Origin of the sequence: Agarilytica rhodophyticola (assembly GCF_002157225.2) — a bacterium.
Taxonomy (GTDB): Bacteria; Pseudomonadota; Gammaproteobacteria; order Pseudomonadales; family Cellvibrionaceae; genus Agarilytica; species Agarilytica rhodophyticola.
In genome coordinates this window covers 5606864-5629128 of the sequence record NZ_CP020038.1, presented here as the reverse complement: position 1 = coordinate 5629128, position 22265 = coordinate 5606864, and the positions used below count along the sequence as shown (strand labels likewise).

The 22265-nt window shown below is 40.9% G+C and carries 17 protein-coding genes; 9 read left to right on the top strand and 8 right to left on the bottom strand.

Features of this window, described 5'->3' with window-relative positions; genetic code table 11:
• Positions 1 to 22 precede the first annotated feature (22 nt).
• Positions 23 to 850, top strand: a complete 828-nt coding sequence (locus tag BVC89_RS23370) for a TatD family hydrolase (RefSeq protein ID WP_086933524.1) — start codon at positions 23 to 25, stop codon at positions 848 to 850.
• A 40-nt stretch (positions 851 to 890) separates the two neighbouring features.
• On the opposite strand, the gene tcdA is transcribed toward BVC89_RS23370, so the two are convergent.
• Together tcdA and dbpA are read right to left on the bottom strand one after the other, a co-directional pair.
• On the bottom strand, positions 891 to 1721 hold the full coding sequence (gene tcdA, locus BVC89_RS23365; protein ID WP_086933523.1) for a tRNA cyclic N6-threonylcarbamoyladenosine(37) synthase TcdA: 831 nt from the start codon (positions 1719 to 1721) through the stop codon (positions 891 to 893).
• 46 nt (positions 1722 to 1767) lie between these two features.
• Complete coding sequence (dbpA, locus tag BVC89_RS23360) at positions 1768 to 3156, bottom strand: ATP-dependent RNA helicase DbpA (protein ID WP_086933522.1); 1389 nt, start codon at positions 3154 to 3156, stop codon at positions 1768 to 1770.
• Between the two features lie 118 nt (positions 3157 to 3274).
• Here dbpA and BVC89_RS23355 point away from each other — a divergent pair, with 118 nt between their 5' ends.
• Positions 3275 to 3463: a hypothetical protein gene (locus BVC89_RS23355; protein ID WP_086933521.1), complete on the top strand. Its 189-nt coding sequence runs from the start codon at positions 3275 to 3277 to the stop codon at positions 3461 to 3463.
• A 34-nt stretch (positions 3464 to 3497) separates the two neighbouring features.
• Here the strand turns inward: BVC89_RS23355 and BVC89_RS23350 are convergent, their stop codons facing one another.
• Positions 3498 to 5198: a DEAD/DEAH box helicase gene (locus BVC89_RS23350; RefSeq protein WP_086933520.1), complete on the bottom strand. Its 1701-nt coding sequence runs from the start codon at positions 5196 to 5198 to the stop codon at positions 3498 to 3500.
• Between the two features lie 357 nt (positions 5199 to 5555).
• Between BVC89_RS23350 and BVC89_RS23345 the strand changes: the two genes are divergently transcribed.
• The gene (locus tag BVC89_RS23345) at positions 5556 to 6830 is read left to right on the top strand and encodes an MFS transporter (RefSeq protein ID WP_086934722.1); all 1275 of its coding nucleotides are present in this window, start codon (positions 5556 to 5558) and stop codon (positions 6828 to 6830) included.
• Positions 6831 to 7004: 174 nt separating this feature from the next.
• Here BVC89_RS23345 and BVC89_RS23340 read toward each other — a convergent pair whose 3' ends face one another.
• A complete protein-coding gene (locus BVC89_RS23340; RefSeq protein WP_086933519.1) occupies positions 7005 to 7742 on the bottom strand; it encodes a DUF1223 domain-containing protein in 738 nt (245 codons plus the stop codon).
• Between the two features lie 510 nt (positions 7743 to 8252).
• On the opposite strand from BVC89_RS23340, the gene BVC89_RS23335 reads away from it, so the two are divergent.
• Together BVC89_RS23335 and BVC89_RS23330 are read left to right on the top strand one after the other, a co-directional pair.
• Positions 8253 to 8996, top strand: coding sequence for a glycosyltransferase family 32 protein (locus tag BVC89_RS23335; protein ID WP_086933518.1), 744 nt, complete (start codon positions 8253 to 8255; stop codon positions 8994 to 8996).
• A 242-nt stretch (positions 8997 to 9238) separates the two neighbouring features.
• Positions 9239 to 9691: a hypothetical protein gene (locus tag BVC89_RS23330; protein ID WP_086933517.1), complete on the top strand. Its 453-nt coding sequence runs from the start codon at positions 9239 to 9241 to the stop codon at positions 9689 to 9691.
• A 68-nt stretch (positions 9692 to 9759) separates the two neighbouring features.
• Here BVC89_RS23330 and BVC89_RS23325 read toward each other — a convergent pair whose 3' ends face one another.
• Entirely contained in the window at positions 9760 to 11466 is a 1707-nt protein-coding gene (locus BVC89_RS23325; RefSeq protein WP_086933516.1) for a sodium:solute symporter family protein, read from the bottom strand.
• Between the two features lie 9 nt (positions 11467 to 11475).
• On the bottom strand, positions 11476 to 11742 hold the full coding sequence (locus BVC89_RS23320; RefSeq protein ID WP_086933515.1) for a DUF4212 domain-containing protein: 267 nt from the start codon (positions 11740 to 11742) through the stop codon (positions 11476 to 11478).
• Between the two features lie 409 nt (positions 11743 to 12151).
• Between BVC89_RS23320 and BVC89_RS23315 the strand changes: the two genes are divergently transcribed.
• Positions 12152 to 15577, top strand: a complete 3426-nt coding sequence (locus BVC89_RS23315) for a PAS domain-containing hybrid sensor histidine kinase/response regulator (protein ID WP_086933514.1) — start codon at positions 12152 to 12154, stop codon at positions 15575 to 15577.
• Positions 15578 to 15614: 37 nt separating this feature from the next.
• On the opposite strand, the gene BVC89_RS23310 is transcribed toward BVC89_RS23315, so the two are convergent.
• Complete coding sequence (locus BVC89_RS23310; protein WP_086933513.1) at positions 15615 to 16271, bottom strand: response regulator transcription factor; 657 nt, start codon at positions 16269 to 16271, stop codon at positions 15615 to 15617.
• A gap of 374 nt (positions 16272 to 16645) precedes the next feature.
• Here BVC89_RS23310 and BVC89_RS23305 point away from each other — a divergent pair, with 374 nt between their 5' ends.
• Positions 16646 to 17809: a DcaP family trimeric outer membrane transporter gene (locus BVC89_RS23305; RefSeq protein WP_086933512.1), complete on the top strand. Its 1164-nt coding sequence runs from the start codon at positions 16646 to 16648 to the stop codon at positions 17807 to 17809.
• Between the two features lie 112 nt (positions 17810 to 17921).
• On the opposite strand, the gene BVC89_RS23300 is transcribed toward BVC89_RS23305, so the two are convergent.
• Positions 17922 to 20456 carry a TonB-dependent receptor plug domain-containing protein gene (locus BVC89_RS23300; RefSeq protein ID WP_086933511.1) on the bottom strand — a complete coding sequence of 845 codons (2535 nt, stop codon included), beginning with the start codon at positions 20454 to 20456 and terminating at the stop codon, positions 17922 to 17924.
• 732 nt (positions 20457 to 21188) lie between these two features.
• Here BVC89_RS23300 and BVC89_RS23295 point away from each other — a divergent pair.
• Positions 21189 to 21491, top strand: a complete 303-nt coding sequence (locus BVC89_RS23295) for a hypothetical protein (RefSeq protein ID WP_216825030.1) — start codon at positions 21189 to 21191, stop codon at positions 21489 to 21491.
• 64 nt (positions 21492 to 21555) lie between these two features.
• The gene (locus BVC89_RS23290) at positions 21556 to 22206 is read left to right on the top strand and encodes a LysE family translocator (RefSeq protein WP_086933510.1); all 651 of its coding nucleotides are present in this window, start codon (positions 21556 to 21558) and stop codon (positions 22204 to 22206) included.
• Positions 22207 to 22265: the final 59 nt, after the last annotated feature.

Below are 22265 nucleotides of genomic sequence, written 5' to 3'. Positions count from 1 at the left end.
TTTTAATAACTGGACTTTAGCTATGAATGACAACTCTTCTTTAAAACCCTCCCCTTTATTTATCGATAGCCATTGCCATTTCGATTTTGCTCAATTTGATGAAGATCGTCAGCAGGTCTGGCAAGAGTGTATTAATAGTGGCGTTATCGCGGCTATTGTTCCTGGTGTGGATGTTTCTCAATGGCGCAAGGCAGCGTCTCTTTGCCAACAACTTGAAGGCTTATATTACGGTGCAGGTATTCATCCTTGGTGGGTTGATGAATTTTTAAATACCTATCCACAAGGTTTAGCTGCTTTGCAAGAAAAAATTGTACGGGAAGTTCAGTCGCCACAATGTATTGCTATTGGGGAATGTGGTTTGGATAAAACCATCAATACACCTTTTAAAGTACAACTTGAGATATTCGAATATCAATTAAAGCTAGCCTATGATCTAAACAAACCTGTGATTCTACACAGTCGTAAAGCCCATAATGAATTGTTGGCAATATTAAAGAAGGTACAACCTGCCCGTGGTGGTGTTATCCATGGTTTTAGTGGAAGTACAGAGTTGGCTAAACAATATTGGTCGCTGGGTTGTTATTTAGGTGTCGGTGGTACTATTACTTACTCAAGAGCAAATAAAACGCGCGCTGCTATTAAATCAATGCCCTTAGAATCTTTGCTTTTAGAGACAGATGCACCTGATATGCCGATCATGGGTAAGCAAGGGCAGCGCAATAGCCCAGCATATATTCCAATGATTGCTCAGGCGCTTGCCGACTTAAAAAATGAGTCATTACCGACTATTGCACGACAGACTAAGAATAATACGCAAAACTTATTTGGGATGTCAGAATTAGCGCTATAACCTATCAGCGGTAATTAAGCATTCCATGTTTAAAAAGATATCAACTCTTTCTACCTGATAACAAAACTTTATCAAGATAACGCTCAATGCCTTTTGAGGCAGCGAGAAAACCAAAAGTACCGGTAACCATTACCGCTGATCCGAAGCCGCCGGCACAGTCTAATTTGACACCTTGTTGTAGCGTTTGTTTATCCATACTCACAGAACCATCGGGTTTTGGATAAATCATTTGTTCTGTTGAATAAACGGCGTCAACACGAAATTTTCTATTTTTATCACGTGAAAAATTATGGTGGCGATATAAATGTCGACGTACCTTTGACAGCATAGGGTCGGAGATGGTGCGCCCCAGATCTTCAACGGTTATAGCCTCAGGAGATAACTTTCCTCCTGAGGAGCCACATAAAATAAGTCGTATTTTTATGGCACTACAGTAAGCTACTAATGTTGCTTTCATATGTGCAGCATCGGTCGCATCTATGACAATATCGTGCTGCGGTTTAATAATATCTTTAATATTATTTTTATGGAGAAAGTTATCGACCTGATGAATACATATTTCAGGATTAATATCCTTTAGTCGTTCAGCAATAACGTGATTTTTTGGTCGACCAATATTAGATGCAGTAGCATGAATTTGCCTATTGGTGTTTGTCACACAGACATCGTCTAACTCGATCAGTGTTAGAGTGCCAATACCTGTGCGAGCCAGTGCTTCTGCTGTCCATGTGCCAACACCACCCAAACCCACAACAACAAAATGAGCTTTGTGTAAAGCTACTAAGGCCTTTTCTCCATATAATCTGGCGATACCGCCAAAACGTTCTAGGTAGTTCTGTGTTAGCGCGTTAGGTGTGGATACGTTTGTCATAACTTGCAATATATTGGTATCGATAAATATTCTTCGAGAGTGAACCTTAACCTCTAATACGCCTTACTCGAAATGAACGGCCTTTTAATTTTCCTTCGGCAATTATTTTTAGGGCGAGTTTTGCGTCTTGGCGATTAACTGCAACATAAGCACAGTAGTCAAATATGTGAATTTTGCCCACATTCTCACTTTTAATTTTCTTTTGTGCCGTCAATGCTCCAAGAATATCTCCAGGTCTTACTTTTTGTTTTTTTCCACCATCGATTTGTAAGGTTGCCATTGATGGTGTTGGTATTTCTTTTTCTAATACCTTTTTAGGTGGCAAAGTATCGCTTTGTATTTCTCGTCCTATATATTCTTCTAAAAGTGAGAGTTTATAAGACTCTTTTTGTGTATACAAAGAACAGGCTATACCTTTTTTGCCTGCTCGACCTGTACGTCCAACTCGGTGGACATGGACTTCTAAGTCGCGAGCAATATGATAATTAAAAACTGCATCGAGATTGTCGATATCTAAACCTCGGGCGGCAACGTCGGTAGCCACTAGAATAGAGACGCTTTTATTAGCGAAGCGGACTAGGGTTTGGTCACGTTCTTTTTGTTCTAGATCGCCATGCAGGGCCAGTGCGCTAAATCCGTGTTGACGTAATTCTTCTACTAGGGTTTGCGTATCTCGTTTAGTATTACAAAATATCACGCTTGATTGAGCTTGATAATTTAGTAGTAATAAACGCAAAGCTGTTAGACGTTGTTCATTACTTTCTACTTTAAAAAAGCGCTGTTGAATATTTGAGTGGTCGTGTGTTGCTTCTACCTGTACCGTCACGGGTTTGTGCATAATGCGCGTAGCAATAGACTGAATTTGGGCCGGGTAGGTTGCACTAAATAAAAGTGTTTGCCTTTTGTTAGGAATGTTGGCGATGATTGCATCTAAGGCTTCTTGAAACCCCATCTCTAACATTCTGTCGGCTTCATCGAGCACTAGTATATTAAGTTTATTAAGCTTGAGTGTGCCTTTACGCACATGCTCCTCAACTCTTCCAGGTGTCCCTACGACAATATGAGCGCCGTGTTCGAGCGACCCTATTTGCGGTCCAAAGGGCATACCGCCACATAGTGTTAGTACTTTTACATTATGAGTAGTGCGGGCAAGCCGGCGAATTTCTTTGGCAACCTGATCTGCCAGTTCCCGTGTTGGACACAACACTAACGATTGCACACAAAATCGTTTTACCTGTAGGTGGGCCAGAATGCCTAAACCAAATGCGGCGGTTTTTCCCGAGCCTGTTTTAGCTTGAGCGATAACGTCTTCACCGGCCAATATTGGCGGCAAGCTTCGCTCTTGTATTGGCGTCATTTTGTTATAGCCTAAAGATGCCAGGTTCGTCGATAAGTCTGAAGGTAACTTAAGAGATGAAAAGTCGTCAGCTTTCAAGGTGGCGTCCTATTGTCAAATTGCTAAACAGCCAATACGCTGAATACTATTAACCTGGCGGCTAAATATATCGTCCTGATATCTTTAGCCATAATCCTCTAAAATACAGCGCCGTTATGTGAAACAGCTTGATGTTAAAGGACTCGCGCGTGTCTATCGACATGCGGCGATGCAATCCTGCACCGTTATTAATCCGACATATACTGCCGCCAGGTTAATAGAAAATGACTCTACTATGGCAAATAGTGTAGCAAGTGTTATTGCGTTAAATATGAGTTGTAATACTTTAGCCGTTGGCGCATGTTAGGGGGAGGGTATTCCCCCCACTTAACATGTCTGGATTACTTCTTTTGCTTGGCTGAGCTTTTGCGCTTGTCCTTACGTGGTCGATGTTTCGCTGAGCTGCGCGAATCACCTTCATGTAATGAAATTTGCAACTGTTTCTGGCAAACCCAAACACGTTTCAAAGACTTAAATATGTCTTTAGGCATACCCGATGGCAAATCGACGGTACTGTAATCATCATGTATTTTTATTTGACCAATGTACTGACTCTCAATGCCTGCTTCGTTGGCGATAGCGCCAACGATATTGCCAGGGCTGACGTTATCGCTACGGCCAACTTCTATACGATAAGTTAGCATGTCTTTATCTTTACCTTTGCCGCGGGACTTGGTTTTTTTACCATCTTTATGGTCGTGATCTCGCTCTTTTCTAACAGGTTTTTCTGATAATAAAAGAGGTTGGTCTCCCTGGAACATTTTTGCCAAGGCTGCCGCAATATCCATAGGGTCAATATCATTTTCTTTTTGATATTCGCTAATAAGGTTTTTGAAAAATTCTAGGTCGCCTTCTTGTAATGTTTTATCTATTTTCTCTTTAAAGCGACTCAATCGTTTTTCGTTTATATCTGCCGCTGACGGCAAGGTCATAGCTTTGATCGTTTGCCCAGTAGCTTTTTCAATAGCTCGCAGCATTCGAGTTTCACGTCTTGACACAAACAGAATAGCTTCTCCGCTGCGACCAGCACGACCTGTGCGGCCAATACGGTGAACATAAGCTTCGGTATCGTAAGGGATATCGTAGTTGAATACGTGGCTGATACGCTCCACATCGAGACCGCGAGCGGCGACGTCGGTAGCTACTAAAATATCGATCTTGCCAGCTTTAAGGTGTTCGACAGTGCGTTCTCTTAAATTTTGAGAAATATCACCGTTGAGGGCGGCGCTGCGATAGCCTCTAGCTTCCAGTTTTTCTGCCAGCTCTACCGTGTTAGTTTTGGTGCGCACGAAAATAATCATGGCATCGAAGGGTTCTGCTTCGAGTATGCGAGTTAAAGCGTCAAGCTTCTGCAGGCCACCTACGGGCCAGTAGCGCTGATTGATTGTCGCTGCTGTAGTGGTAGCAACTTTGATTTTGACATGTACAGGATCATTCAGGTAAGTGGAGGCCACTTTGGCGATTTGTCGTGGCATTGTTGCTGAGAATAAGGCGATTTGTCGCTCTTCTGGTAGTTCACCCAATACCCATTCAACATCGTCGATAAAGCCCATACGCAACATTTCATCTGCTTCATCAAGTACTATGTGGCGAATATTATCTAATTTGAGAGTGCCCTTACGCATATGATCCATTACGCGCCCTGGAGTACCGACAACCACATGGACGCCGCGCTTTAACGCCCGAATTTGACTGTCGTAACCCTGACCACCATAGATAGGTAATACGTGAAAACCATTCATATAATGGGCGTAACTTTGAAAAGCTTCGGCCACTTGAATGGCCAGTTCGCGGGTGGGGGCCAATACCATTACCTGGGGATTTTTTTGTCTTAGGTTGATATCGTTCAAAATGGGCAATGCGAAAGCAGCTGTTTTACCCGTTCCTGTCTGCGCTTGTCCTAAAATATCTCGGCCCTCCATTAGTGGAGGAATACTCGCTTCCTGTATTGGTGAAGGCATTTCATAACCAATATGCTTTAGCGCTTTTAAGAGGTTGTTGTTAAGCCCTAATTGTTCAAAGGTTTGTGAAGCTTCGGTCATGTTATGTATCCAGGATAAGGTCGCGTAAATTGCTGGGTAAAAAGGGGGGCGGATTATACAGGTTTACTCATGCTATGTCTGTTTTTTACGCACATTAAATCAAGCTTATATATGCTTGCTTTCTCTTCTGTACAGGAGAAAGTAAATCTTTAATATAGATGATAGTCTAAAGATTGAGGTTAATGGTGTTTCCCTAGTCTTAGGACTGAGACCATAGAAACATGTCTCAGTGATCAATCTTCGCGGTGTTAGACAGCTGAAGTTGTGTATTTTGCCTTTAGCGCGAAGTGTAATACCATTTTTCTGATAAATCTATGGTGGAGCACTAGCTGGTTAGTGAGAACAGGCCCCAAAATTATGCGATCAAGATTCCTTATTATTTTTTGTTTGATTTTTGCAGGTGAGTTAATTTTTAGTTTGCCCTTTCATGTAGCACGTTTTTTCCGCCCGACTGTTTTATCCGTATTTAACCTATCAAATGCAGATCTGGGAGATATTTTTTCAGTATTTGGCGTAACTGCAACTATCGTGTATTTCCCCGGTGGCGCTTTAGCTGATCATTTTTCCGCACGTAAACTGATGACGATTTCGTTACTAGCAACAGCCGTGGGAGGCTTATATATGGCCACAATTCCCAGCCATCTAGGTTTGTCTTTACTGTTTGGCTACTGGGGGGTGACATGTATATTTTTGTTTTGGGCGGCTATGATTAAAGCCACACGAGATTACGGTGGTTCGTCCACTCAAGGTAGCGCCTTTGGCATATTAGATGGTGGGCGTGGTCTTGTGGCTGCTGGAGTTGCTACCGTAGCGGTCTATTTGATGGGGAGTTTCTTGCCTACAGATGTTGCTCAGGCGACAGAAGTAGAACGTCAAGCGGCTCTGCGTAATGTGATTTATTTTTATTCGGCGATGACAAGTATAGCCGCACTTTTTGTATGGTTGTTTGTGCCTGACTCTGAGCGGGTGATGGGTAATTCAGTTAAACAGTCTTTGGCGGGTATCACCGAGCTATTTAAACAAAAGAGTGTGTTGTTGCAGGCTGCCATAGTGGTGTGTGCTTATTGCGCTTATAAGGGCTTAGATAACTATGCCGTTTATGTAGTTGATGTGTTGAAAATGAACCAGCTCGAAGCCGCCCAGTTTACTTCTTACGCTGCTTATCTTCGTCCATTGTCAGCGGTTGCTGCAGGGTTTCTAGCAGATAGATTTCTTGCCAGTCGAGTAATTAGTAGTGGTTTTATGGTACTTGCGGTGATTTTCTTAGTACTTTCCTTCTTGCATCCCGACGGTATGGGGCTGAGTATTATTTACGGCTCGATCATCATTTCTTTTTGTGCCGTATTCGCACTGAGAGGTGTGTACTTTGCGCTTTTAGAAGAAGCCAAGACCTCCAATAAAACCACCGGTGCTGCGGTGGGTTTAATTTCTCTTATAGGTTTTACTCCAGACATATTTTTTGGCGCACTTACCGGAAGAATTATCGATGCTTCACCTGGTATTGAGGGTTACCAGAACTACTTTATGGTGATGATTGGAATTGCTGTTATTGGCTTTTTTGCCACTATGCTTTTTGCTCAAACTCTAAAGTCTTCAGCGCTAAAGGATTCTGAAGTATCCACTGTTGTATAAGTGGTATTCATGAAATATCGTTGTGAAGAGTTATGAAGATAAAAGAACGAGGTGTATAACAGGGGACCGGAATATACACCTCGTATAAAAATTGACACTGCTTATATATACTAAATTTATCTGTAATAGGTTCACTCTAACGTGTCCGACTAGTACCTATTTGTTAGTATCTATTTATGGCAAAAAACCACCAACAGCTTGTATCGGTGTTGGATTATTAATCGTGGTTACCCATGCTGCTACCGCAACATCTCCAGCATTTTTAGGTGCTTTAGGCAATTGTCCTTGCCAGATGTTGGACTTAGAATTATTACTGTCTAGCGATAATGCGACAAAATCGTGATTGAGCTTTTTGCCTGCATTTTCACCGCGAGGAACATCGGTGCTAATATCCATTCCCAGCAATGCGACATGCAAACTTAATACTTGATCGCCAATATTACTTTTAAAACTAGCGTGATAACGGTCACCATTGACAGTTAGTTTTAAATTTCCAGGCGTATAACTGCGTTGCTCAGGTAACTCTCTTCTAAGCCCAAACCAGCTTCGCCATTCTTTGCCTGCTACCACAAAACCTGGTGTGTAGACAGAATTGATATTGCCATATCGTTGATATTTTCGTTGTCGTTGACTAAAACTTGAAGAGGAGAACGGATCTTTCCAGCCCAGATAGTTCCAGTAATCCACATGAAAGGCAATAGGAACATAGCGTGACCACAACTCCTCTTTTTGAGTAAGAGAAGACATCCACCTATCGGCAGGAGGACAGCTACTGCAGCCTTCGGATGTGAATAATTCAATAAGCTGCACCTGTTTCTCGCCACTGTTAAAGCTTTTAGTGGCGCTTTCAGGCTCGGCAAATGTTGCTGATGCTGTTAATAATGTAAACAAAAATGTGATGTAGAACTTCATTCTGGGACTCTGTTATAAGCAGTAAGTAAGAACTTTGTCTATAACAATACGCCAATGTTCCAGGGTTACAAGCAGGTGTGATACTCTCGAGACAATTAATTGATAGTAGTTGATAGAATTTTTTATCTTTTTAATCGGTTTTTGAGAAAGTGCTTAAGATTCAGAGAATCATAAGTGCTAGCTATGGATAAACATCTTTAAATATAATTTTTTTGATATGACAATAATATCCTTATTATAAATTGTTCAGTGCTTTAAATTCTGTTTCTGTATATGACTTTTGACGTTGTTTTCATCTTTACTATAGTCCTTGTTTCTGTAATCACAGCTGTCAATCCTATACAATAGCTAGCACAATACATGTTAACCATAGGCTGTTTTAGGTAGGTACTTTTCACTATTCTAAGATATATAGTCTGTGATGGTAAATCATCTTAGCAATGATCAAATACCATGTATTAAAGTGCTTAATGACTGTCAATATGCTCGTACAAAAGTGGATGAGTTGAAATGGAAAGATACATACGAAAAGCAATTACTTTGGCTACTTTAGGACGTGTACCTACAAGTCCACCAAGTAAGGCCGTTGAAACGCGAATACCACAAACTGCACATTTTGTTTTTGGTTTGTGGAGTGATGGTTCACTACCACCTCATTATCAAGCAACTTTGGATAACTGGGAAAAGCAAGGTTGGAAGGTTCGCCTATGGGGGCCACAAGAGGTGAATGAGCTGTTAACTCGTTATCCAGAAGCGAAAGAGGTTTACGAGCAGGTGCCCCGCAATGTTCAGCGAGCAGATCTTGCGCGCTATGTCATTGTTTTAGACCAAGGTGGTTTCTATATGGACTGCGATGCCGGGCCAAAACATTTTTCCTTGTTAAATTTTTTACAAAAAAACAAAGATGTTTCAGCTATGTACTTCATTGAAGAAGTGCTTGCTCAAAAATGGATAGATTTTCGCAGCACGCATTTTATGAGGGAGCAGATTCCTGAAAAACATCAGCAAAAAATATGTAATTATATGTTCGGCTCAGAAGCTGGAAATCCAGTCACTAAAGCGATACTCGATGAAGCACTGCGACGCTGTAGAATGTTTGCCGGAAAAGAAATTGACGATCTTGGTGTGTTGACAACAACGGGACCAGAAGTCACTACCGATGTTGTGCAAGCTCATCGTGATCAAGTTCTAGTTCGTCACAATAGCTATTTTTGTGATCATGGTCGTACCGGCACCTGGCGAGACGAAGTATAAGCTTTACTTAATTCTATTGAGGGGTAAGTGTTGAATTACCCCCGCTACTTGCTACTCCTTTTGCTCTGTAAAACTCTTATCTTTATCACATTCCTATCCCTTCAATCACCACTGTTTTTATATTTCCTCGAATATAGTTATATGGCGTATAAATTTGTTTTAATCCCCGAGATGAAATAAGAAACTGACGTATTGAGATATATGTATATTGAAAAACGTAGATGATAGGAGTTAGGTACAAAATGATTAGTCACAATGTCACAACATTTGATATGGTAACTATGGAGTTTCCAACATCTTATGAAAATGCATTTCTTTATATTTCTAATCCTAAAAATATCCCAAAGTGGACTTTATATTTAGTTGAAGCTGATGAGACCTCAACAGTTATTGAGACACCAGAGGGTAAGAAAACTTACGGTTTTATTACCCAAGCCAGTTTTGGTAATGGCACCATTGACTGGTATGTCATTACCGCCGATGGACGCCAAGTAGAGCGATCTTGCTCGCGACTGACTCGTTTGCCTAACGGTAATTGTGTCTATTCATTTATGTTTTTTGCAGATCCTAATACAGTGGCGGATCCAGCCAAAAAAATAGCAGATAAGAAGCAGCAGATGGAAAAAGAGTTAGAAAACTTAAAAATAATATTTAATAATCAAAATAGTACTTTACAGGATAAAATGGATTTATAAAAAATAAAGGTGCTTAATAAAAAGGAGCTTAATAATAAGCCCCTCTACTATAGTTTAACAGAAAAACTCTAATGTTCTTGAGCTGCACTTGCTCCTTTAGGGTAGCGTATACTCTCTACTAGTTCTTGGATATGTGCAGGTGAGTCCTCGGTAAACTTATGTACTATGATGGCAACAATAAAATTCAATACCATACCAACAGTGCCAATACCTTCTGGTGAAATACCTAATAGCCAGTTATCTGAAACATTTGCAGCAGGATTTATAAATTTAAAGTAAATAATATAGGCTCCAGTAAATACAATGCCACTAAGCATTCCAGCCACAGCGCCGATATTATTCATGCGCCTGAAAAATATTCCCATAATAATAGCCGGGAAAAATGAAGACGCTGCGAGTCCGAATGCAAATGCTACCACTTGGGCAACAAAACCCGGTGGATTAATACCTAAGTAGCCTGCGACACAAATACCTGTCGCAGCTGCAATACGAGCAAAAGTAAGCTCCTGCCTATCGGTAATATTAGGCATAAAATTTCGCTTCAGTAAATCATGGGAAACAGATGTTGAAATTACCAACAACAAACCTGCAGATGTGGACAGCGCAGCAGCGATCCCACCTGCGGCAACGAGTGCTATAACCCATGCTGGCAAGTTGGCGATTTCTGGATTCGCTAATACCATAATATCCCGATCCACTTTCATTTCATTTCTATCATCGCCAGAATAAAACATTTTACCGTCATTGTTTTTATCTTCCCATTTGATAAGCCCCGTTTTTTCCCAGTTAACAATCCAACTAGGCGCTTCTTCATAGTTTGTCCCTGTTTGCTCTACGCCATTAATAGTTTCGATCATATTCACTCTGGCGAAGGAAGCCAAAGACGGCGCGGTGGTATATAAAATAGCGATAAACAATAATGCCCAACCTGCGCTACGGCGTGCGTCTCGTACTTTAGGTACAGTAAAAAAACGCACGATAACGTGAGGTAAGCCCGCTGTACCTACCATGAGTGCCGCGGTGATACAAAATACATCAATGGTTGCCTTTGTTCCGGACGTATATTCATTAAATCCAAGCTCGGTCGATAACCCATCCAATTTATCTAGCAAATAAACCCCTGAGCCATCAGCCATAGTGCTACCAAATCCAATTTGCGGAAAAACATGGCCAGTCATTAAAATAGATATAAAAATGGCGGGCACTAGATAAGCAAAAATTAGAACGCAATATTGAGCGACTTGAGTATAAGTAATACCTTTCATTCCACCGAGGACAGAGTAGAAAAAGACTATCCCCATGCCAATAATAACTCCCACGGTGATATCGACTTCCAAAAACCGACTAAATACAACGCCAACGCCACGCATTTGCCCGGCGACATAGGTGAAAGAAACGAAAATAGCACAAATAACGGCAACGGTACGTGCAGTTTGTGAATAGTAACGATCGCCAATGAAATCGGGTACGGTAAATTTACCGAATTTACGTAAGTAAGGCGCAAGACATAGAGCTAATAATACATAACCCCCGGTCCAGCCGAGTAAATAGACAGCGCCATCATATCCCATGAAAGAAATCAGACCTGCCATAGAAATAAACGAAGCTGCAGACATCCAATCAGCTGCTGTGGCCATACCATTTGCAACAGGGTGGACGCCTCCACCAGCAACATAAAATTCCTTTGTTGATCCTGCGCGCGCCCATATGGCTATACCTATATAAAGTGCAAAAGAAATACCGATAATAATAAATGTTAATATTTGAATATCCATGTTGTTCTCCTACTCTTCATCTACGCCATAGCGTTTATCTATCTGATTCATTTTTCGCACGTAAATAAAAATGAGCGCGACAAAGACATAAATGGCTCCCTGTTGTGCAAACCAGAAACCCAGCTTGAATCCAAAGAAGCGAATGCTGTTAAGCTCGTCTACAAAAAGAATGCCGCAACAAAAAGAAACAACAAACCAAACAATAAGTAATTTAATTACGAGCGAGATGTTGTCTCGCCAGTATGCTTTTTTATCTTCTTCTGACTTAAAGGCCATGGTGTTTACCTCGGGTTGACGTGATAAGTAGAGTCAAGCGTCTCTAGAGCTTATCGCAGTACAGGTTTAAAGCGCCTAGGCGTCTTATTTCTTATTTTTATAAGTGCTATCAACTCAGCGTAAATAGTCACTGGATTTGACACGATACTAATGTAAAGCCACCGAGGCATGAGGGGAATCAGACGATAGTCTTAGTCATCCGTCACTTATACCAGACTATGGTAAAGTAAAGCGAGTGAACGAGGCTGACCTTACAAAAGTCAAGCTTGCCTATAGTATGTGAACTAGCTTCAGGATCGGGTTTTTTTGCAATGCATCAAACGATGAGAAATATCCCTGCTATGCCTAGTTTATAATCTAGCAGGCCTAGTAAAATCTAAAGTGTCTTTCAAATGATCGGAGTCAATAAATGGCATTAGGGTGGATTATTCTTGCTTTGTTATATCTTATAACATTGTTTTGGATTGCGCGGTGGGGAGATATGGGGTCTCTATGGGCAAAAAAAATCACATCCCACCCGGCTATCTATTCCCTCGCCATCGCAATTTATTGCACTGCTTGGACTTTTTTTGGATCGGTTGGTGAAGCCAGTAGAAATACATGGAGTTACTTGCCTATTTTACTTGGCCCGATGCTACTTTACTTAGTCGGGTATCGTTTTATTTTAAAGCTAGCCTTGGTGAGTAAAAAGCAACATATTACAACTATTGCGGATTTTATTGCCTCTCGTTATGGCAAGCGGCAATCGGTTGCTCTGGTTGTAACAATTATCGCCTTACTCGCCATCGTTCCGTATATCGCTTTGCAATTAAAGGCGATTGGTGCAGCTTTTTCCTTGGTATCTACTCAGCAACAATCAGGTATAATTATCTTAATTGCGACTGTATTTATTGCTGTTTTTTCTATTTATTTTGGTACTAAACGTACCGATGTTACCGAATATCGTCGAGGGCTAATGTTAGCGATTGCCTTCGAATCAATTCTTAAATTACTGGCTCTGCTTATTGTCGCGTTAGTCAGTTACATGTGGTGGCAGAGAGAGAATGGGGGTTCTATTTTCCATTCATTCACTCAAACTAAAGTCGTTACTGGCATATTTTCTTTTTCTTTTTTTGCACAAACACTTATGGCAGCAGGCGCTGTGATTTGTTTGCCTCGGCAATTTCATGTAGCTATCATTGATAATTTAAGCTTGTCCCATATCAAAACGGCACGCTGGTTGTTCCCTCTATACTTGGCCTTGATTGCTTTAGTGATTCCTATTATTGCCGTTGTTGGTGAAAGCTTATTAGCAGAACAAGGTATTGAACCTGATACCTATGTATTACACTTAGCAATATTTTCAGACAACATTCTTATTGAAATTCTTGTTTTTCTCGGTGGCTTATCTGCGGCGACAGCGATGATCATCGTGGCCACACTCACTTTGAGTACCATGATCACTAACGATGTCATCCTGCCTAAGATACTTGCTAAACATAGACAAGATGAAAAATTATCGAGTTATACCCGTACTATCTTATCTATTCGTCGAGTGGTTATAGGTATATTGCTTGCTCTTGCTTACCTTTATCATCAACAAATGACTGATAGTCGCTCACTTGCGTCTATTGGACTTATTGCATTTTCTCTTGTTATTCAATTAATGCCAGCAATATTTGGTGGTTTATATTGGAAAAAAGGGCATGCGCAAGGGGTTTATGCAGGTTTAATATGCGGTGTTGTCGCTTGGATTTTATGGCTACTTATGCCGCTTCAAGGTGAAGGTCTAGACTTGCAAATTGATGCAATCTCCTATGGTGCGATGCTGAGTTTGAGTATTAATACTTTAGCGTACATTATTTTTTCGTTAACCGCACCTGTACGTCTTATTGATCGCATTCAAGCGCAAGCATTTGTAGCTCCGAAGGAAACAAAAACCAACCAGCATAAAAAACCTTATTCCACTACTGTTGGCGATCTTATTACTTTGCTGAATACTTTTTTAGGTGAAAATCGTTGTCAATATCTGGTTGAAAAGTACCAATGCAACGAAAAAATAACCCTAGTCGATTCATCTTCACCGCCTGATGAATTTTTAGTTTTTTGCGAAAGAGCCCTCGGAGGTGTTATTGGTGCATCAAGTGCTAAAGCGTTAATCGATAGCGCCTTAAGTGGGAAAAAACTAGATTTCGAAGAAGTCGTGAATTTCTTCGACGATACCACGCAAGCTATTCAATTTAATATGAGTGTGCTGCTAACGTCAATAGAAAGTATTGAGCAGGGTATAAGTGTTATTGATAAAAACTTGAACTTAGTTGCTTGGAATAAACGCTATCTCGATATTTTCAATTATCCTGAAGAACTAGTTAGTGTAGGTAATTCTATCGAAAAATTAGTGCGTTATAATGCAGAACGCGGTGAATGTGGTGTAGGCGACGTCAATGCTTTAGTTAACAAACGAATTGAGCATTTACGCAATGGTACTGCTCATCGATTTATTCGCCAGCGCAGTGATGGTCGCATGATCGAAATGGTGGGGAACCCTTTACCTGGAGGAGGCTTTGTCACCAGTTTTAATGACATTACTGAGCATATAGAAATTCAGAAAGCACTCAAAGAAGCAAACATCGATCTTGAGAATAGAATTCAGAAAAGCACCGAACAAGTACAGGCCATTAATGCCGAGTTACGTAAGGAGAATTCGCGTCGAGCTGAGGCTGAGAAAGAACTGATCCGCGCGCGTAAAGCTGCAGAAGAAGCGAATGCAAGCAAAACGCGATTTCTGGCATTAGCAAGCCATGATATATTGCAACCTCTCAATGCCGCTAAACTGTATCTGTCAGTACTAGATGAGATGAATTTGTCTAGTGATGCCGATAATATTGTACAGAAATTGAATGACAGTGTGTTGTCCAGTGAAGTTCTGATTGCCACTTTATTGGATATCGCTCGCCTCGACCAAGGCGAATTAAAACCACAGAAAGAGTCATTCCCATTAAGCGATGTGTTGCTACCTCTGATAGGTGAATTTTCCATAAATGCGAAGAAAAAGGACTTGGAACTTCGCGTAAGAACTCAAGATCTGTGGGTAAACTCAGATCGCACCTACCTCTATCGAATTATCCAGAACTTATTGTCTAATGCCATTAAATATACCGAGAGTGGAAAGATCTTATTGACATTAAAACGCCAAAGTAATCGAGCTCTATTGCAAGTGAGAGATACAGGCATTGGCATTGCTGAAGATGAGCAAAAGAAGATATTTGGTGATTTTTATCGTGTAGATGACAGTCATCAACATGGTGTTGGCCTAGGACTGGGAGTTGTTGCAAGGTTAAGTAAACAACTAGATACACCCGTTCAAGTGTCTTCCACTTCCGGTTTAGGAAGCTGTTTTTCTATTGCTCTGCCATTATCTGATGCCAAAATAGAGGATGGAGAAAGTAAGGCCGGCAGTAAGGCTTTGCTAAATTTTGCTAACATGAAGATTCTATGTGTTGATGATCAACAGGAAAACCTCGATGCACTTAATGCTTTGTTAATAAAATGGCAAGCACAAGTGATGCAGGCAACCCACAGAAGTGACGCAATGCAGTGTATTGCGGTTCAAAAGCCTGATATGTTAATGATCGATTATCACCTTGGGAATTCGGCTAATGGTTTGGAACTTATTCAGGAAATTCGTGAGTATTTGGCTGAGAATATTCCTGCTATTTTACTTACCGCTAATCGGGAAGATAGTATTGTTAAACAATGCCAAGTATTAGATGTGAATTATTTGAGTAAGCCAATAAAACCGGCAAAGTTGAGGTCGCTTCTGCAGGCGAGTTACCAAAGTCATAATATAATTTGATATCGCAAAAGTTCGCAAGACTACTTTTCATAAAAGTCTATGGTTGAGAGTCTATAGCCGGAGGTTCCAGCTGCAGTTGTGATGCAATTAAGACTGCCTGTGAGCGATTATTGATGCCGAGCTTACGAAACATTGCAGTTACGTGTGCTTTTACTGTTGCCTCTGCAATTTCTAATTTAAAGCCGATTTGTTTGTTAAGTAAACCATCGCGCATGCAACATAAAACTTTATATTGTGCTGGCGTCAGGCTTGCAACTTTATCTACCAGGTCAGAAAAATTGTTATCCATTTCTGATAGCTGATCGCCAATATCACTTTGTAGCCAGATATCACCCTCTAACATTGACTGTACAGCGCCTGCAATTTGTGATGCGCGTACTGTTTTTGGTATAAAACCGAGTGCACCGGTCTTCATTACTTTGGCGATAATATGTGGGTCTTCTAGTCCGGATACCACGGCGACAGGCAAATCTGGAAATAGTTTACGTATACGAATCAGTCCATATAAGTCGCCGCTGCCGGGCATATGTAGGTCTAATAATAGAAGATCGATTTCTTTGCTTTCCAGTAGCTTGACTGTTTGATTAAAGTCTTCTGCTTCATATAGCTCCAAATCCTCTAATGACAAAGAGAGAGCCCCACGCAAAGCATCGCGATAAAGAGGATGGTCATCGGCTATTAATAAATTTATCATTATAATTCCTAGTCCCTCTATTTGGGGAGTGTCCGATGAGTGTATCAACAATAGTTCCATCCGCCAATGCTGAAATGTCGCCGTTTTACTTATAGATATTTGTTTAACAAGCCTTAGCCATTAATTTAGAAAATGTGAGTATGAGCTTCTATACTACAAGCAAAATATAGAGGCTACTTATTCGATGTGTAAATTGGCGCCATTGTTCGCGATTTATGAATGTTTAGCCGTTTAAAATAAATATAGGGCAAATGCATGATCGTTTCTGTAACGTCTAGAAGTAATACTTTAGTCGTATAGACCATGCGCTAATATCCAAAATGATAAAGTTAATGCACATTAGCTGGCAGCTCAATTTGAATGGGGTCATAAGAATGAAAATAAAAAAACACTTGTTCGCAACATTCTCCGTATTTCTTGCTTGTTCCAATACATCTTTGGCAAATCCGCTTGACAAAACAAACATAAAATTTAACGGGTATATTAAAGCCGATGCACTATGGAGTGATTATAGTGACGGTACGCTAGCTCCAGGTAGCCTTGGACGCGATTTTTATATTCCAAGCCTTACTCCTGTAGGTGGTAACTCAGAAGGTGTTCAATTTGATACTCATGCTAGGCAAACGCGCTTTCGGTTTACATCAGATACCGATTTAGATAATGGTGAAAAACTTATCGGAGTATTGGAATTAGATTTTCTAGTAACTCCAGATGGTAACGAGCGTATTAGTAATTCTTACAATCCGAGGGTACGCCATGCTTTTATTAAATATAAAAATTGGACTATAGGACAAGCCTGGACAACTATGCTAGATGTCCAAGCACTCCCCGAGACATTGGACTTTATCGGTACTACAGATGGTTTACTGTTTAACCGCCAACCATTGATTCGTTATAGTAATAATGGCTTTGAATTCGCCTTAGAAAACCCTGAGACAACCGTGACACCATTTGGTGGCGGCGGTCGAATTGTAACCGATGATAATTCTCTGCCAGATATGGTCGTGCGCTACACGGCTAAAGGGGAAGGCGGCCACTTTAAGATAGCAGGAATAGTACGCCAGCTGTCATATGTCGACAAACAAGGTGGCGCTAATATTGACTCTACCGAGACGGGCTTTGGTATTAACCTAACGGGTAAAATAATGCTGGGAAGAGATGACCTCAGACTAATGGCTGGCTTCGGAAGTGGCTTGGGGCGCTATATATCTTTAAATGCCGCTAATGGTGTAGTGCTCAACGCAAATGGTGAATTAGAAGCTATTGACTCTTATGGCTTTGGTATTGCCTATCGGCATTTATGGAATGATCAATGGCGCAGTACTTTTACGTATTCATTTTTCGATGCTGACAACGATACCGCTTTAACAGGTACTGGCGTAACAGATACAACATTTAGCTCTAGAGTGAATGTACTTTATTCTCCCGTTAAACAGATGACAGTAGGCGCAGAAGTTACATTTGCTGAACGTACCCTAGAAAGTGATGCTGATGGTAATTTAACGCGGTTACAATTTTCGGCAACTTACAAATTTTAGGTATTGTTTTCATCAACAATGTAGATCCTCAAAAATAGGATCTACATTGCGATTACAGTCTTTGTACGCCTTAAAAAATTCTAATACTTTATAAATAAAATAAGATCATTATCTAAAAGCTGTAACGATAACGCGCATACCAAAATGCCCCATTGAAATCAAATGGTGTGTATTGGCTAAAAGTATTGCCCGAGCTTGTTGCATTAGGGTTATTTTCTGGCTCTTGATCGAATATATTATTGGCGCCAATGATGATTTCTGAATTAGATGTCACATTGTAAGCCAGCTCAGCATCGACCAAGAACTCACCGCTATATTTTATATCATCTTCACTGTCATACCATGAGCCATAGCGGCTAAGGCGGGTGAGAATACGCCAGTTCTCCAAAAGGTGTGTGGCACTAATATTACTCCTAAAGGTTGGCACTCCTTCCTCAACTTCGCGCACTCGGGTAGCATCTACAGTGGCAGTATTGAAGTCGGTAATATCTGTATTGGTATTATTGAGTACAAAATTCCATTCAGTGGTCCCGCCGAGCCACTCTGATGATGTAGATACAACAAGGTCTACACCACTTGTCTCTGTATCAAAATCGTTGGTGAAAAAACGGAAATTATTGACGCTTCCCGCGCCGGGTATGCTCGCGTCAAGGCTAATTTGTTCTGCATCGGTTAATTCAAATTCCGTGGATAGGTTTAAGCGCTCGTCAACTTTAATATTAAAATAGTCCAAAGTAATATCGAATACACCTACACTAAAAAATAGCCCGGCAGTAAAACTTTGTGACTCTTCAGGTTCTAGTTCTCGGCCGCCTCTTAATAAAGCAATGGGGTTGGTTGATGGTACGGTTCCATTACTTACCAGGACACCGTTTTGAAACTCGGTGGTTACGTTAAATGCATTTATTTGTCCTGGGGTAGGGGCTTTAAATCCCGTACTGAAGGTAGAACGAATACCCACCGAATCATTAAATTGATAGTTACTACCTATTTTATAATTTGTTGTAGTGCCAAAGCCATCGAAGTCCTCCCAACGTACCGCTGCGGTGCCGAGCCATGAATCTGTTAGTTGAACTTCTGTATCAAAGTATAGAGCAATGTTTTCTCGCGTGAATTCACCCGCCGAAAATGTTGGGAAGCCTGCAAAGCCATTTGAACCTGTACTAAATCCTTGATCCGCTAGAGGCCCAATAGCAAAAGACTCCGCTTGGCCGGCGGTTATTTCAAATTCTTCTTCTCGCCACTCCGCACCCCAAGCGAAAAAAACTGTATCGGATAATTCGTAACCGAAGTCCGCATTAACATTAATATCTGTTTGCGCATATTTACCGGGGTCGAATGAAGTTGGTGTATTTGGGCCAAGGCTCGCGTTAACTGTATCGCCTATAAAAAAGTCCACTTCATGATGTCCCAGATAACCACTTATATCCCAAGATAAACCTCCTTCTGTTTCACCTCTAAGCCCCGTTAAAAATGAATAGTCTACAGCATCGCCGCCAAAGAACGGGGTGAAGCCTCCAGGAAATAACTCAGTAAAATGAAAGCAGTTTGGATCCGACTGTACATCTGCTAATTCAGCCAGCCCCTGCGCATCTAGCATGCCACCAACAACGCGGATATCTGTATTACAATTGCCGCTGCCATCAGCGGTGAGGTCTCCAACTAGCAAGGCTGAAAAGTCATCGCTAGTGTCACTGGGGGTACCATTATCGTTAGTGTAGCCATTAACTCCACTTCGAGTCAGTGGATTACGAAAGAAAAATCCCCCTGTTACTGTTTTAGAAGCGTAGTTTGTATGACCATATAACTCTGCGCTTGGACTTAATTCAATGGCAAAGTTAGCCAGTGCTTTAATATCATCCTCAATCTCTGGTAGACCCCATATTTGAGCGGGGTCACGTGCGGGAAATCCGTTATTGATAACAGCTATTGCATCCGTTCGCTGAGTACTTCGATCTGTCGGATCGGCATAACTGTATTCAGCGCTTAAATTAATAAAACCGTTTGCTCCTAAGGGCAAACCAATATTCCCCGCAATAGTCCCTTTTTGCCCGTCTCCTTCGGCGTATTCGCCTAACTTAACTTCGAAACTACCACCTTGTGAATCATCCTTAATATTAAAGTTAATAACACCAGCGATCGCATCGGAGCCATATTGCGCAGCAGCACCATCTCTTAATACTTCAACATTTTTAAGTGCAATAGATGGAAACACTGATATATCCGGACCTTGAGAGCCGTTCGATATACCGTTGCCCTGCCAAGTGATTATTGAAGCGCGGTGTCGACGCTTACCGTTTAAAAGTACTAAGGTGTGATCCGGAGATAAGCCTCGTAAATTCGCCGGCCGTACAATCGTGGCACCATCACTAATTGGCTGTTGATTAACATTGTACGAGGGGACAACATTACGGAAGAGTTCTTGTAAATCATTCCCGCCTTGAGATGAAAATTCTGCTGCACCAATAACATCTACCGCTGCAGGTGAATCAGTTGCCGAGCGAGCACTTGAACGTGTACCAATTGAAATCACTTCTTCATCAAAGCGTTCATTTTCTTGTGCGAGAGCCAGGTTGGATGGAAAACCTAGACTGTATGAAACCACCACAGGTATAGATAAAAATGTATTCTTTTTAAATAACTTCATAACGTACATTGACCCTTTGGGCAAATAAGTTGTAATAAAATTGGGGGGATATATAAAGAATTAGCAAAGGCAAAATTTATCTTGCGATAATAGAGTTAACTAAATACAAACTGTCATAATAAAAGCATTTGTTTTGCTATCTGTTGTCACCGCTTACCTTGTTCATAGTGTTGTAACTATGAGCCCCGTTATGAATGGCGGCAAGCGCTTAAACAGACATCAAAATTTCTCTCATTTCTTTACGACAATTTATAGTGAATTAGCTCTATAAGTGAGAATATGCCTGACTAAACATATTTTGTTCATATCTTCCGCGCCAATATAATTTTCTTAAAAGAAATCAGTCGTTAAAATTTTGTTTTTGTCACTTCTGGTGATGAATATTTAGTAGTGAAACAATATAAAAATATTTCGACCATCGGCGATGGGGCACTTAAAACCTTTTGAGTTTTCTGCTGATATGAAATATGTCTAATTTAACTAGCTTTTAGCAGTGCTGTTTGTTCGTTTTTGTGGGGGTGATTATAAGCCAAATAGAGGTTATGTGAACAAACATTAATATATTTACTTTGACAAATTTTATACAATAATTCGAGGTTTATTAGGCAGTACTTCTACATGAATGTTTTCTTAATTTTGGCTAGCATATGAAATGCAATTGCCGCAGCTCTCCATATTGGTTGCATATATTTTGGTGCACCATGGTATCGCTTTTTTGGTGCAGGCGAACAAATGGTGAGCCTTGCTGAGAGAGGTAGCTATGTGCCGACTCTTATTACGTCTGGCATAGTGATAGTGCTGGTTATCTTTTCTGCATATGGTTACTTTGCGGCCGGTTCGAGACTCACGTTACCTTTCACCCGTTATGTCCTTATAACTATTACTGCAATTTACTTCATTCGCGGTGCGGCTGGATTGTTTTTTATCCTCAATCCTCTGGGGCGCCCTCCTGAGTTTTGGTTGTGGAGTTCATTGATCTGTTTGGCTTTTGGCATTGTTCATTTTATTGGCGTTAAGCAACTCTATTGTGTTTAAATATTAAACTGGGATGCTTGCACCTGTTATTCTGTCAACTCAAAAACGCTAAAGAGACTTTATTATGCCTTCAAACGAAGTATTGATTGCATTTACTATTGCCGCCATAGTTATGAATCTTTCGCCTGGTCCTTCCAATTTATATGTAATGGCTAGAGCTATTGCCCAAGGTACAAAAGGAGGAGTCGTGGCTGCCATGGGCTTGGCTGTCGGCAGCCTGGTGCATGTTGTTGCTACTGTTCTTGGTTTATCAGCGATTTTTAAGCATTCACCAATACTTTATAGTGCTGTAAAACTCTTGGGAGCTCTATATCTTGTTTATTTAGGCGTGAAGTACTGGCAAACAAAAACATCTTCGACAGCTACAAAATTAGAAGAAGTGAGAGTGAAGTCTCTTATGTCAATTTTTAGGGAAAGTATTATTGTTGAAGTTACTAACCCTAAAACAGCACTTTTTTTTATTGCTCTTCTACCTCAGTTTGTAGCGCCAGAGTCAGGGCCTGTATCACAACAATTGTTAGTGTTGGGCGTTATTGTGACTTTATCAGCTATACCATGCGATATCTTAGTGGCTGTTGCTTCCAGCAAAGTATCATCTTGGCTACTTAAGCATGAGCAAGCGCAAGTTATTCAAGAGCGAATTTCCGGTACTATTTTATTTGGAATGGGGGGATATATCATCGCTGATGACATAGTTCATGCGAAAAATACGTGAATAATAAAGCCGGAGCCTGCTTTCATACTCTAACTGCAATCATGAATACCTTGTCAATG